At 44.7% G+C, this 13,467-nt stretch carries 8 protein-coding genes, 7 tRNA genes and 3 rRNA genes (1 of these 18 only partly in view); 6 read left to right on the top strand and 12 right to left on the bottom strand.

What is annotated here, in order from left to right; all coding sequences use genetic code 11:
• Positions 1-16 precede the first annotated feature (16 nt).
• The 5 genes from BMX69_RS19930 (at position 17) to BMX69_RS19910 (ending at position 6,217) form a co-directional block, all read left to right on the top strand.
• Positions 17-1,051, top strand: coding sequence for a sensor histidine kinase (locus tag BMX69_RS19930; protein WP_100043317.1), 1,035 nt, complete (start codon positions 17-19; stop codon positions 1,049-1,051).
• Positions 1,048-2,478 carry a sugar ABC transporter ATP-binding protein gene (locus BMX69_RS19925; RefSeq protein WP_100043316.1) on the top strand — a complete coding sequence of 477 codons (1,431 nt, stop codon included), beginning with the start codon at positions 1,048-1,050 and terminating at the stop codon, positions 2,476-2,478. The genes BMX69_RS19930 and BMX69_RS19925 overlap by 4 nt, the downstream gene beginning before the upstream one ends.
• A gap of 224 nt (positions 2,479-2,702) precedes the next feature.
• Positions 2,703-3,677 (top strand): sugar ABC transporter substrate-binding protein, encoded by a 975-nt coding sequence (locus BMX69_RS19920; protein ID WP_100043315.1) that lies wholly within the window; start codon positions 2,703-2,705, stop codon positions 3,675-3,677.
• A gap of 36 nt (positions 3,678-3,713) precedes the next feature.
• Complete coding sequence (locus tag BMX69_RS19915; RefSeq protein WP_100043314.1) at positions 3,714-5,219, top strand: sugar ABC transporter ATP-binding protein; 1,506 nt, start codon at positions 3,714-3,716, stop codon at positions 5,217-5,219.
• Entirely contained in the window at positions 5,216-6,217 is a 1,002-nt protein-coding gene (locus tag BMX69_RS19910; RefSeq protein WP_025230671.1) for an ABC transporter permease, read from the top strand. The genes BMX69_RS19915 and BMX69_RS19910 overlap by 4 nt, the downstream gene beginning before the upstream one ends.
• A 125-nt stretch (positions 6,218-6,342) precedes the next feature.
• Here BMX69_RS19910 and BMX69_RS19905 read toward each other — a convergent pair whose 3' ends face one another.
• On the bottom strand, positions 6,343-6,933 hold the full coding sequence (locus BMX69_RS19905) for a guanylate kinase (protein ID WP_054792004.1): 591 nt from the start codon (positions 6,931-6,933) through the stop codon (positions 6,343-6,345).
• A gap of 67 nt (positions 6,934-7,000) precedes the next feature.
• On the bottom strand, positions 7,001-8,476 hold the full coding sequence (locus BMX69_RS19900) for an aminotransferase class I/II-fold pyridoxal phosphate-dependent enzyme (RefSeq protein ID WP_100043313.1): 1,476 nt from the start codon (positions 8,474-8,476) through the stop codon (positions 7,001-7,003).
• Positions 8,477-8,645: 169 nt separating this feature from the next.
• Between BMX69_RS19900 and BMX69_RS19895 the strand changes: the two genes are divergently transcribed.
• Complete coding sequence (locus BMX69_RS19895) at positions 8,646-8,876, top strand: hypothetical protein (RefSeq protein ID WP_025230668.1); 231 nt, start codon at positions 8,646-8,648, stop codon at positions 8,874-8,876.
• Between the two features lie 48 nt (positions 8,877-8,924).
• Here BMX69_RS19895 and BMX69_RS19890 read toward each other — a convergent pair.
• From BMX69_RS19890 to BMX69_RS19845, 10 genes are all read right to left on the bottom strand, one after another.
• Positions 8,925-8,997 (bottom strand) — tRNA-Lys (locus BMX69_RS19890).
• 3 nt (positions 8,998-9,000) lie between these two features.
• Positions 9,001-9,073, bottom strand: a tRNA-Phe gene (locus tag BMX69_RS19885).
• Positions 9,074-9,121: 48 nt separating this feature from the next.
• Positions 9,122-9,195: transfer RNA gene (locus BMX69_RS19880), tRNA-Met, on the bottom strand.
• 46 nt (positions 9,196-9,241) lie between these two features.
• Positions 9,242-9,323, bottom strand: a tRNA-Tyr gene (locus tag BMX69_RS19875).
• Positions 9,324-9,344: 21 nt separating this feature from the next.
• Positions 9,345-9,417, bottom strand: a tRNA-Thr gene (locus BMX69_RS19870).
• 36 nt (positions 9,418-9,453) lie between these two features.
• Positions 9,454-9,526 (bottom strand) — tRNA-Val (locus BMX69_RS19865).
• 23 nt (positions 9,527-9,549) lie between these two features.
• Positions 9,550-9,623 (bottom strand) — tRNA-Asp (locus tag BMX69_RS19860).
• A 91-nt stretch (positions 9,624-9,714) separates the two neighbouring features.
• Positions 9,715-12,606: ribosomal RNA gene (locus BMX69_RS19855) — 23S ribosomal RNA — on the bottom strand.
• Positions 12,607-13,073: 467 nt separating this feature from the next.
• Positions 13,074-13,191: ribosomal RNA gene (gene rrf, locus BMX69_RS19850) — 5S ribosomal RNA — on the bottom strand.
• A gap of 95 nt (positions 13,192-13,286) precedes the next feature.
• A 16S ribosomal RNA gene (locus BMX69_RS19845) occupies positions 13,287-13,467 on the bottom strand (it continues 1,351 nt past the right edge of the window).
• Together the 16S, 23S and 5S rRNA genes with 7 tRNA genes alongside form the textbook arrangement of a ribosomal RNA operon.

The following is a 13,467-nucleotide window of genomic DNA, read 5'->3' as shown; positions in this document are numbered from 1 at the left end:
AAGGGGAGGAGATCCTTTGAAAAAACAATGGTTAAAAAAACGGATTCTGATCTGGATAAGAGCCATGATTTCATGGAGCTGTCTTGCCCTGATCCTGTTCTTTCTGATTCTGCTTAGGCCGGAATTGACGGAATCCATCCTATATACAGTTATGGCGTGGAGTATGCTGTTATCCTTTTTCCTCATGCTTGCTATAGGTAAAATTATGATTTTAGAACCCTTTCGGACCATCCGGAAAAAAATAGAGCTTTTCAACGATGGGATTATTTTTACCGAAATATTTAAAAATCTGGAAGGAATCTCACCGGATACAGATGCCCTGCTTTTAAAGGTACACACCATCCTGGACAAGGATAAAATAATGGAAAATGCCAAACAGCAGGCAAGATACTTAGCCCTACAAAATCAGATCAACCCTCATTTCCTCTATAATGTACTGGAATCCATACGTTCCGATGCGATTATGGCGGGAGTCCCGGAAATCGGAAAGATCACAGAGGCTCTTGCTGTATTCTTCCGCTATACAACTTCAAAAATGGAGAGTCTCAGCACCCTTCAGGAAGAGCTTAACAATGTAGAAAATTATTTTTTAATACAGAAATACCGCTTTGATGATAAGCTGGAATTAAAAATCAAATTGCCCCTGGATGATGAAGAAATTTTAAAAACCCGGATCCCCAAGCTAACTCTCCAGCCAATCGTGGAGAATGCCATTAAACACGGATTGGAACCTAAGGTTTCAGGGGGAACCATTGTCATTGACATCGAGCACAGTGATACCGTACTTTATCTTTCCGTGGTTGATGACGGGATCGGCATTGAAGAAGCCAGGCTTGGCTGCCTCAATGAAAAGCTTTCCCGAATGGATGCCAATGACAGTTCCGCCAATGAAGGAGGAAAGGGAGGAATCGCACTCATAAATGTAAATTCCAGAATCCGTCTTCTCATGGGTGACGAATATGGCATCCACATTTTAAGCACTCCCAGAATCGGAACCGAAGTATGTCTCACACTTCCTTATATGTTTGAGCAGACAGAAGGGATTGGATGATGAAAAAAGAAGTGATCCGTTATGAAAATATACACTGTTCCATGGATGGCCAGGCTTATTTAAATGGACTCTTCTTTCGGGCATTTGAGGGAGAAATCTGCTGTGTCATCGTCAACAATACCATTGAAAAAGAATATTTCCTGCAGCTTCTGTACGGAAACTTAAAACCAGGCTACGGCTGGTCCTATTATAAAGGGGAAAAAATAGTATCCTCCAAAATTCAGGAACAGATGTTAAAGCAGACTGCATTTATCGGCCGCAACAAAGGAATCTTTTCTGAGCTGAGTGTCGCTGAGAACATTTTCGTGGCCAGCGGCAGGGTCCCCTTCTGGAGCCGGGTAAATCCTCTCTGCAGGCACGCTCCGAAACTCTTTAAGGATTGGGATATTTCCATTCCCCTGCTTGCTAAAGCCCACATGCTGGACCCCGGCATGCAGAAACAAGCCGAGTTAATGCGCGCTTATGTCTCCGGATGCAGTCTGGCCGTTATAACGGATATCGAAATGATCATGACAGAAGAGCAGCTCAAAAACTTCTTTGCTCTGGTGACAAAATTAAAAGACCGGGGTATGACGTTCCTCTACATTGTAAACAGCTCCACCAAATTATACAAATATGCCGATGAAATAACGATTATCAAAAACGGCAGGACCATCGGCCATATGAACCGGGAAGATTTCTCTAAATTTCAGACCTATATGGAATTGTTTGAAAAGACCAGAAAAAACACCTTAAAAAGAAATGACTTATTACAAAAGCAGATTGATAAAAAAACGGTTCTTGAATTCCAAAATGTAAAGCTGCCGGATCTTCCCGTTTTTACTCTATCGTTAAATGCAGGAGAAGTTTTAAACATATTGGACCTGGATTCTGCAGAATGCAGAAATATCCTTCCAATTCTGCAGGGAGAATGTGGATTTGAAGCAGGTAAAATTTTATTAAACGGAAAAGAATATTCCTTTCAATCCGTTCACCAGTCCATCCGGGATGGCATCGCCTTCATCGAAGCAAGGCCAATGGAAGAAATGCTGTTCGCCGATATGACCGTTTTAGACCACATGACGTTTATGATCCAGCGAAATAAAAAAAAGTTCTTTCTGAGAAAAAAATACAGAAAGATGACCCGGTACCTGTTAGATGGAATATTCAGCGAAGAGGAATTGATGAAAAAAACATACTCGGTCAGTGATGAATGCAAACTAAAGCTTTTATATTACCGCTGGATTTTTGTTCGGCCGCTGGTCCTGGTATGCATAAAACCATTTTCCTCCGTTGATTTTCAAATGCGTCAGATCACCATTAACCTGCTGAAAGAAGTTTTGAAGTCAGGAATCTCTGTAATCATCATTACGAACCAGATTGCAGAAGCTTACACCATGGAAGGTAAGAATATTACCTTTCACAATGGAGCAATAGCAATGGATTAACTCTTTCAAATGGAAGTTTGTTGTAAACTTTAACCATAAAAAAGTCTTATTTTTAAAAATAATAAGGCTTTTTTTATTATAAAAAAGCTGATTTCGAAAAATACACCCCCATTTAGCACAAAATATACCATTGTTTCATCCTCTTTTTACTGTTAAAATAACAAACACATATCATTCATTGTACCTATCAAAACGATTGAGAGTAGGAAGGGAGATTAAAAGTAATGAAAAGAAAGATTTTATCCATGCTGTTAGTATCTGCTATACTGGCTTCCGTAACTGGCTGCGGGGAACAAAAGACTGTTTCACAGCCAACTGCAACAGAAAAAACTGCTTCCGGGGATATCACCGTTGGCGTTATTCTGAAAACACTTTCCAGTGAATACTGGGGATATGTTGCGGCAGGTGTTCAAGCGGCCTCCAAGGATTTAGGGGTTAAGGTTGATCTGCAGGGTCCGGCCTCTGAAACTGCTTATGATGAACAGAACAATATGATCGAAACCATGCTCTCCGGCGGTGTAGATGCATTTGTCATCTCCCCCCTTCAATCAGACTCTGTAGCAAGTGTAATCGGAGATGTTAAAATTCCTGTTATCACCGTTGACACTGATGCGGAAATACCAGGAAAGGTCTCCTTCGTGGGAACCGGTAACGACAACGCAGCTTACCAGGGTGGTTTATTCGCAGCTAAAAAAGCCGGAAAAGGTGCAAAAGCCGCTATTATCGGAGGCGTTGAGGGCAATGCCACCAGCGATGCCCGTCAGGCAGGATATATAAAAGCTCTGGAAGAAAATGGTGTAGAGGTTGTTTCCATACAGTATGCCCAATCCAATCCGGATACGGCTGCAAATGTAATGGAAAATATCATAACCGCTCAGAACGGAGATATTCAGATCGTATGCTGCCACAACGATGATACGGCTGCAGGCGCATCCAATGCCGTAAAACAGCTTGGTTTAAAGGACGTCATTATCGTTGGTTTCGACGGCAACCAAAGCGGTGTCCAGAATATCATTGACGGCAACATCACGGCCACCTGTGCACAGGCTGCTTATACCATGGGCTATCAGGCGGTTGAAACAGCCCTTAAGGCGATAAAGGGAGAGACCGTTGATACATTCGTAGATACCGGCTGTGAAGTCATTACAGCAGACAATGCAGAAGAATACTTAACAACACTGAAAGGCTACCTGAAATAATCCATTTGAATATGTACAGAAAGGTTTGTAGGCATTATGAGTAATTATTTGGTTGAGCTGAAAGGTGTAACAAAACGCTTCCCTGGTGTAGTAGCAATGCGAAACATGTCATTACAAATCAGGCCTGGAGAGATCCACGGTCTGATCGGTGAAAACGGCGCCGGTAAATCCACCCTGATCAAGGTACTGACCGGTGTACATATTCCGGAAGAAGGCACCATTTACATCGAAGGAAACAAGGTTTCATTTAAGAATCCAAATGAAGCTGCAACTGCCGGTATTGCCTGTGTATATCAAGAATTAAATATTGTTAAACTTCTATCTGTCACAGACAATATTTTTATTAACAAAGCAATTAATAAGAAAGGCAGCCCGTTTCTGGATTATACCAAAATGCATGAAATAGCCCATGAAGTTATGCTTTCCCTGGGTCAGGACATTGCTGTAAAAAAAGAATGCGGTTCCTATGGTATGGGAATCCAGCAAATGGTGGAAATTGCAAAAGCTGTCCTGATCGATGCAAAACTCATCATCATGGATGAACCTACATCCAGCCTTGGGGAAAAGGAAGTGGAACAGTTAATGAAAACAGTCCGTTCCTTAAAAGAAAAAGGTATTGCTATTCTTTTTGTCTCCCATAAGCTGGAGGAGCTCTTTGAGCTATGCGACCGCGTTACAGTCATGCGAGATGGAGAACACATCCTGACAAAAAATACGGATGAATTAGATAACGATTCGCTGATCTCAGCCATGGTAGGCAGAACATTGGATAATCAATATCCGAAAATTGATGCGGAGACCGGTACGGAAGCCCTCCGGGTAGAGCATTTAAACTCCGCAGGTGTATTAAGGGATGTGAGCTTTCATGCAAACCATGGAGAAATCCTCGGTTTTGCCGGTTTAGTAGGCGCCGGCAGAACCGAAACATTCCGGGCTGTATTCGGTGCTGACCCATATGACAGCGGAGATATTTATGTAAATGGGGAGAAAGTGGCCATAAAGTCTCCAAAAGCCGGTATCCGCTGCGGGATGGCATTTTTAACAGAAGACCGCAAAGGGCAGGGACTTGTTCTTTCCCAATCAGTCCGAACAAACCTGATCTTAAGTAATATGAGACGCTGTACGAAAGGCCTGTTCTTTGATGAGAAACAGATCGATCAGCTGGCCGAAGAAAATATCAGTGACTTGAAAATAAAAACTCCCACCGCCGATGAGGTGGTGGGGCAGCTGTCAGGCGGCAATCAGCAAAAAGTGGTCATCGGAAAATGGATCAATACAAACGCGGACATCTACATATTTGATGAACCGACCAGAGGAATTGACGTAGGTGCTAAGGTCGAAGTTTATAACATCATGAACCGTCTGGTCCGTGCCGGAAAATGTGTTATCATGATTTCTTCCGAATTACCGGAGATCATAGGAATGAGTGACCGGGTAATCGTCATGAGGGAAGGAAAAGTCATGGGTGAACTTTCGAGAAAAACAGATGTCCTGAATCAGGAAATAATCATGAAAGCGGCTTGGGGAGGCGAAATTCGATGAAGACGAAGAAAATGAAAGATATTATAGGAAAGGTGGCTCCTTTACTGGCCTTGGTTCTTTTGTTCATTGTTTTATCACTGGCAACTGATAAATTTTTTACACTCAATAATATGATGAATATTCTAAGACAAACGGCTGTTAACGGGCTGATTTCCGCAGCCATGCTGGTGGTACTGATTACGGCAGGCATCGACTTATCCGTTGGTGCAAATGCAATCCTGTGCGCGTGTATGATGGGTATGCTGAAATCATCCTTCGGCATTACAAACTCTCTGGTATTAATCCTGGTCTGTATCATAACCGGAATTTCCGTTGGATTCTTAAACGGCATCCTGCTCACAAAAATGCATCTTCCCCATCCTTTCGTTTCAACCCTGGGTATGAAAAACGTACTGTGCGGACTGGCACTGCTGGTGGTCTCAACAAAGACAATCTCCGACTTTCCGGCTGCCGTTACATTTTTAGGCTCCAGCAACTTATTTAAAGTATCCGGCGGATTCTCCGGGATCCCACTTTGCTTTATCATTTTAATATTAATCTATATCGTATATCATTTCTTTTTAAACAAAACCGCACTTGGAAGAATGATTTACTGCGTAGGCGGTAATCCGGAAGCTGCCAGGCTTTCCGGAATCAATTCCGATAATATACTGATTTTTGTTTACAGCTTATCCGGTTTTATGTGCTCCATTGCCGCACTGGTTATAGTCGGACGATCCGCTGTTGCCAATCCTTCTGCTGCCATCTCACCATATGATACGGATGCCATTGCGGCATGTATTATTGGCGGTGCCTCCTTTATGGGAGGAAAAGGAACCATCTGGGGAACTTTAATCGGCGCCCTGATGATTTCTACCATTCGAAATGGTTTAACACTCTTAAATACCTCCAGTTCCGTACAATATATTGTGATCGGTCTGGTTATCATCGCCGCTGTATTTATCGATGTAACAAGGACACGTATGGAAGCAAAGGCGAAACGGCTTGCAGCTAAATAAAAGCTTAACCTTAAAATAAGCATGAAAGGCGCTATGGAATTCCATAACTCTTTCATGCTTATTTTAACTTCATCAAGTAAGCCCCCCACTTATGCCTTTCCGGCAATGAAGTGGGGAAGATCAACTCATTCTATCTCTGCGGTCACGGCATTTACGATCTCATCCAGGCAAGATTCCAGCTCCTGGTTGCAGAATCTCTTATGTATTCCGCATCTAAGTAGATTTTCTTCTTTAAAATCCTCTTCATCCGCCAGAAACCTTCTGCAAAGTTCCCTATATTTAGGTGTCTTCTGTCCCTTCTCTCGTTTAATAGCTCTCAAAAGCCGGTCTCCATCCTCAACCTCAATATAAATAGGAAACAACCTATCCTCTCCAAAATAAGCCCTTGTCTTTTCATAAGATTCCAGGGTTCCGATCATCAGATATCCATTATTCCCGGCTAAATTGATCTGACCGTCATCAACAGTAAAATAGCTCCACGGACCATAAACAGTTTCATAAGTCCTCTCCTCAATAAGCCTGTGTTCTTTTCGGAATTCCTCCAGCTTATCACTGGTAGTAAAATAATATTCCACCCCATCCTTTTCTCCATCCCGAATCGGTCTGGTGGTATATAAAACTACTTTCTTTAATTGGGGAAGCCTCTTTAAAAGTCTTTTATAAACTGTATCTTTTCCGGAAGCACTTTTTCCCATTACATAGAATATTTTGCCCATATTATCTGCTCCATCTTTTATCCTATCTTTTTTATCTTTTATTTTAACTTTTATTTTATCTTTTAATCTATCTAACATTTATTCCAGCTTCATCAACCACAAAAAGCTCTCTGGATTCTTCATCTTCCATCCCCTGAACTGCAAGGCCAAGCTCTTTATACTTCATAATCAGATCAATGGATTCCTTTTTTAAAACCTCACCTGGTACAACGATGGGTATCCCCGGGGGATACACGTAAACAAATTCTGCTGATATCTTACCCTCGCAGTCAGGAATAGCCATCCTTCGCCTCGGTTCATCCATCGCTTGGGCAATGCTCAACCGGCATTCCGGCATTCTCTCCAGCCCCTGATATAAGCAATTCTCATCTTCACAGCCTTCCTCAGCAGAAAGCACGGAATCAATATGAAGCAGAGCTTTACACAGCCGTTTTAGACCTTCCTGCGTATCAGCAAGTGTCGTTATGGCAGTCACATAGTCTGAACCGCACATTTCCATCTCCAGATGATATTCCTCTCTCAGTTTGTCATCCAGCCAGGCTCCTGATTTCTCCGTACCTCTTGTGGAAACAATGATTTTAGAGAGATCCATATCAAAGATTCCATTCATCCCCTTTTCCTGATCCGTAAGAAGCCTTAGGTGTTTCATACTAGACAAAGCCGTTCGGACCTCTCCTATTCTATCGGAAAAGATCCTCATCTGCTCCAGCCCTTCCCCGGCCATATACCGTATACAGCCCTCGATCCCTGCCATCAGCACGTAGGAGGGGCTGCTGGTCTGATACATATGCACATAGCGATCCAATCTCCCCATATCCACATATCCTTCCTTTACGTGCATAACAGCCGTCTGAGTAAAAGAAGGAAGAGTTTTATGAAGGCTCTGAATCACCACATCCGCTCCAAGTTCTAAAGCAGAAACCGGAAATCCTACCTCTCTTCCAAAGGAAAAGTGTGCTCCATGAGCTTCATCCACAATGAGTGGCAGGCGGAATTTATGAGCTACCTCTGCAATGGCCTTAATATCAGATACAATGCCATCATAAGTTGGAGATACAATAAACACCGCTTGAATCTTCCGATTGCTCATCAACATCTCTTCGATTTTTTCCGGAAGTAATCCACCTTGAATACCGAATTCAGGTATAATTTGTGGATAAATATATTCCGCGCTTAACTGATTGAGGAAAACTCCATGAAACGCTGACTTATGACAGTTTCTGCTCATAAGAATGGTTCCACCCCTTGATACGGTCCCGCTTATGGCACTAAGGATCCCGCTGCTGCTTCCATTAACAAGATAATACGTTCTGCTGCTCCCGTATACCCTGGAAGCCCATTCCATAGACTCCTTTAAAATCCCTTCCGGATGGTGCAGGTTATCAAAACCATCGATCTCCGTAATATCTATGGAAAAAGGATTTGGAAAATTATCGGCAAAGGATCCATGATACTGCCTTTTATGTCCCGGCATGTGAAAAGGATAAAAATCCGATTCTCCATATTCCATTAACTTTTTTAATAAATTCGGTGTAACATTCATAGTATGAACCGCCTTTCGTCTGCATAAACCACTGGGCTCATTCCCTGTTCTTTTTACATTTTTCTTTATAAACCGACTCTTTTAGTATAGCATCCTTATCCTCTCTTTACAATTTTTTCTCGCAGAGCTATAATATAATTTTGGAAATGAAAAAGGAGATGGTTATATTATGAGATTAATCGAATTTAAGATGGAGCGTCCCGGTCTGGTTAAAGCCGGAGATGAAGTTCAGATCATAGAAAGGGAAGGAACCAGCAGCTATAGCTATATCATAGACCCTGCAGTGGCCATGTCCGGCTGCTACGTAGGACGTGACCGGATTAAATCTGATCACGGCATTGTCAAAGAGATAAAACACAATGACCGGGGATATTATGTGATTGTAGAATTTGATGAATGATGATAGCAAATAAAAAGCCCTGAAACATTTCTGTTTCAAGGCTTGTCCTGAGACACCGGGGACTCGAACCCCGGACAACTTGATTAAAAGTCAAGTGCTCTACCACCTGAGCTAGTATCCCATATGCCCAAAGCCGGAATCGAACCAGCGACACGAGGATTTTCAGTCCTCTGCTCTACCAACTGAGCTATCTGGGCCTATGTACTTTCATTAGTACACGTTTTTATAAAATTAGTCAAAAAAAATTGCGGGGGCAGGATTTGAACCTGCGACCTTCGGGTTATGAGCCCGACGAGCTTCCAGACTGCTCCACCCCGCGTTATTCAATTATAGTATATGCAGTGATTAAGATTTTAATCACTAAATGGATGGAGATGGATTCGAACCATCGAAGCGTGTCGCAACAGATTTACAGTCTGCCCCCTTTGGCCACTCGGGAACCCATCCATATTTTATTAAAGTGATGCAAGCCGATGATCGGACTCGAACCGATAACCTGCTGATTACAAATCAGCTGCTCTGCCAATTGAGCCACATCGGCACAAATCTTCTCATGCGTGTTGCTTTGCATACTGAATGGGACCTATAGGGCTCGAACCTATGACCCTCTGCTTGTAAGGCAGATGCTCTCCCAGCTGAGCTAAGATCCCATATACAAAATTTAGTTTTCAAACGACCCGGATGGGATTCGAACCCACGACCTCCGCCGTGACAGGGCGGCGCTCTAACCAGCTGAGCCACCAGGCCAAACCTTTTTTGAAGGCTGTTGCATATACCCTCAAAACCACACATTGCTACATATCTATTTTCATCCGTTCTTCCTCTTACCTAAACCAACCTGGTTAAGCCCTCGACCTATTAGTGACAGTCAGCTGCACATGTTGCCATGCTTCCACCTCTGCCCTATCTACCTCGTCGTCTTCAAGGGGTCTTACTCTTGCGATGGGATATCTCATCTTGAGGGGGGCTTCACGCTTAGATGCCTTCAGCGTTTATCCCTTCCCGACTTGGCTACTCTGCCATGGCTTTGATAGCCAACAGATACACCAGAGGTCAGTCCATCCCGGTCCTCTCGTACTAAGGACAGCTCCTCTCAAATATCCTACGCCCACGCCGGATAGGGACCGAACTGTCTCACGACGTTCTGAACCCAGCTCGCGTACCGCTTTAATGGGCGAACAGCCCAACCCTTGGGACCTACTACAGCCCCAGGATGCGATGAGCCGACATCGAGGTGCCAAACCACTCCGTCGATGTGAACTCTTGGGAGTGATAAGCCTGTTATCCCCAGGGTAGCTTTTATCCGTTGAGCGATGGCAATCCCACTTTATACCACCGGATCACTAAGTCCTAGTTTCCTACCTGCTCCACCCGTCGGTGTCGCAGTCAAGCTCCCTTATGCCTTTGCACTCTTCGAATGGTTTCCGTCCATTCTGAGGGAACCTTTGAGCGCCTCCGATACCCTTTCGGAGGCGACCGCCCCAGTCAAACTCCCCGCCTGACATTGTCCCCCAGCCAGGTCATGGCTGCAGGTTAGAAATCCAATACCGCAAGGGTGGTATCCCAACATCGGCTCTGATAAGACTGGCGTCCTATCTTCTTAGCCTCCCACCTATCCTGTACATGCAGTACCGAATCCCAGTATCAAGCTGGAGTAAAGCTCCATGGGGTCTTTCCGTCCTGGCGCAGGTAACCAGCATCTTCACTGGTACTTCAATTTCACCGGGTGCATTGTTGAGACAGCGCTCAAATCATTACGCCTTTCGTGCGGGTCGGAACTTACCCGACAAGGAATTTCGCTACCTTAGGACCGTTATAGTTACGGCCGCCGTTTACTGGGGCTTAAATTCAGAGCTTCGCGTTGCCGCTAACCCCTCCTCGTAACCTTCCAGCACCGGGCAGGCGTCAGCCCATATACCTCACCTTTCGGTTTTGCATAGACCTGTGTTTTTGCTAAACAGTTGCTTGAGCCTATTCTCTGCGGCCTGGTTTCCCAGGCACCCCTTATCCCGAAGTTACGGGGTCATTTTGCCGAGTTCCTTAACAATGCTTCTCCCGCCGGCCTTAGGATTCTCTCCTCATCCACCTGTGTCGGTTTACGGTACGGGCACATATTACACAATAGCGGCTTTTCTTGACAGCCCCTACGAAGACTTCCCTACTTATGTTCGGTACGCGTCACACCTTCCTGTTGCTGGGTGGATTTGCCATTCCAGCCAGTCCAGTGCTTGCCCCGGTCTTTTCATTCCCGGGTTCTTCTTCGGTTCTGTGTCCCCACAGTTCTGATAATATGCGGTACAGGAATTTCAACCTGTTGTCCATCGACTACGTCTTTCGACCTCGCCTTAGGCCCCGACTTACCCAGAGCAGATCAGCTTTACTCTGGAAACCTTAGATATTCGGCCTGGAGGATTCTCACCTCCATCTCGCTACTCATTCCGGCATTCTCTCTTCTTAACACTCCACATCTCCTTACGGTAATGCTTCTGTGCGTTAAGAATGCTCCTCTACCAATGTATATAAATATACATTCCACAGCTTCGGTGTCGTGTTTCAGCCCCGGACATTTTCGGCGCAGGACCTCTCGACTAGTGAGCTATTACGCACTCTTTGAATGTGTGGCTGCTTCTAAGCCAACATCCTAGTTGTCTGTGAAATCCCACATCCTTTTCCACTTAACACGCACTTTGGGACCTTAGCTGGTGGTCTGGGCTCTTTCCCTTTTGACTACCCAACTTATCTCGTGCAGTCTGACTCCCGTACATCATCTGGCCGGCATTCGGAGTTTGATATTCTTTGGTAAGCTTTGACGCCCCCTAGGAAATTCAGTGCTCTACCTCCGGCAGACTAATACGAGGCTAGCCCTAAAGCTATTTCGAGGAGAACCAGCTATCTCCGGGTTCGATTGGAATTTCTCCCCTACCCACACCTCATCGCCACCCTTTTCAACGGATGTGCGTTCGGTCCTCCATTTCCTTTTACGGAAACTTCAACCTGGACATGGGTAGATCACCCGGTTTCGGGTCTACCTTTACTGACTCAACGCCCTATTAAGACTTGGTTTCCCTTCGGCTCCACACCTTAAGTGCTTAACCTTGCCAGTAACGGTAACTCGCCGGACCGTTCTACAAAAAGTACGCGGTTCCACCTTTAACGTGGTTCCACAGCTTGTAAACACAGGGTTTCAGGTTCTCTTTCACTCCCCTCCCGGGGTCCTTTTCACCTTTCCTTCACAGTACTATGCGCTATCGGTCACTAAGTAGTATTTAGCCTTGGGGGGTGGTCCCCCCGAATTCCCACAAGGTTTCTCGTGTCTCGTGGTACTTTGGATCCTGCTCGCTGACTATTGCTTTCCCATACAAGGCTTTCACTTTCTATGGCCGGTCTTTCCAGGACCGTTCTGGTAACAAATCGTCTCACTTATTGCAGTCCATAACCCCAGTATGCACGCATACTGGTTTAGGCTCCTTCCATTTCGCTCGCCGCTACTTTGGAAATCGAGTTTTCTTTCTTTTCCTCCGGGTACTTAGATGTTTCAGTTCCCCGGGTTCCCGACGTATGGCTATGTATTCACCATACGACAACTGAGGTTTGCTCAGTTGGGTTTCCCCATTCAGATATCTCCGGATCAAAGGATATTTGCTCCTCCCCGAAGCTTTTCGCAGCTTATCACGTCTTTCATCGGCTCTTAGTGCCAAGGCATCCACCCTGCGCTCTTATTAGCTTAACCAATTCGATGTTCACCTGCGGGTGCGGGTTACTAATCTAAGATACATAGCGTTGTATCTCTGGTCTTAGGTTTGTTATTTCACCGTACGTTACGGTTACTTTAACGAGTTTTGTTTGGTTACATCGTTCGATGTAACACCTCGGATGTCTTGATGTCGTCTTTATACTTTAACATATAAAAACTCTATCTAGATATATTTCAATATGTGGTTTTCAAGGTACATACACGATGTCATCAAAAGCAATAAATACTTTCTTTTGGCATCACCTGACTGAAGTTTATCAGTCATTCGCTTGCTCGATGGACTCGAACCCACGAATCACTGGTAAAAACCAGCTATATAAAACAGCACTGCCCTGCTGAATCAGGTTAACACATTCTTTAACACAGGCTTCGCTTTTCCCTCCGCCCATTGGAACATGTCCGTTCTATATAAAACACTCGCTAGAGTGAATTTTTTTAAAGTAATCTGGCACCCACCTGCTCTCCCATGCCGTCTCCAGCATAGTACCATCGGCCGCTTAAGTCTTAACCATCGTGTTCGGGATGGGAACGGGTGTCTCCCCTAAGCGCATCGGCACCAGAAATCTTTTGTCTTCTTGGTGTTTCCATATTCATTTTTACTTCTTTGAAAACTTAAGACTCAACAGTATATAAAACCCTTACTTCTTCTTCCTTAGAAAGGAGGTGATCCAGCCGCACCTTCCGATACGGCTACCTTGTTACGACTTCACCCCAGTTATCAGTCCCGCCTTCGGCAGCTCCCTCCTTACGGTTGGGTCACTGACTTCGGGCGTTACCAACTCCCATGGTGTGACGGGCGGTGTGTACAAGACCCGGGAACGTATTCACCGCGGCATT

The organism is Lacrimispora sphenoides JCM 1415 (assembly GCF_900105615.1).
Classification (GTDB): domain Bacteria; phylum Bacillota; class Clostridia; order Lachnospirales; family Lachnospiraceae; genus Lacrimispora; species Lacrimispora sphenoides.
This window is presented reverse-complemented; position numbering and strand designations above follow the sequence as displayed.

What these genes read in the sequence shown, in the direction of transcription:
- BMX69_RS19925 (WP_100043316.1), top strand. Translation starts at nt 1,048, where the DNA reads ATGATGAAAAAAGAAGTGATCCGTTATGAAAATATACACTGTTCCATG.
- BMX69_RS19920 (WP_100043315.1), top strand. Translation starts at nt 2,703, where the DNA reads ATGAAAAGAAAGATTTTATCCATGCTGTTAGTATCTGCTATACTGGCT.
- BMX69_RS19915 (WP_100043314.1), top strand. Translation starts at nt 3,714, where the DNA reads ATGAGTAATTATTTGGTTGAGCTGAAAGGTGTAACAAAACGCTTCCCT.
- BMX69_RS19910 (WP_025230671.1), top strand. Translation starts at nt 5,216, where the DNA reads ATGAAGACGAAGAAAATGAAAGATATTATAGGAAAGGTGGCTCCTTTA.
- BMX69_RS19905 (WP_054792004.1), bottom strand. Translation starts at nt 6,933, where the DNA reads ATGGGCAAAATATTCTATGTAATGGGAAAAAGTGCTTCCGGAAAAGAT.
- BMX69_RS19900 (WP_100043313.1), bottom strand. Translation starts at nt 8,476, where the DNA reads ATGAATGTTACACCGAATTTATTAAAAAAGTTAATGGAATATGGAGAA.
- BMX69_RS19895 (WP_025230668.1), top strand. Translation starts at nt 8,646, where the DNA reads ATGAGATTAATCGAATTTAAGATGGAGCGTCCCGGTCTGGTTAAAGCC.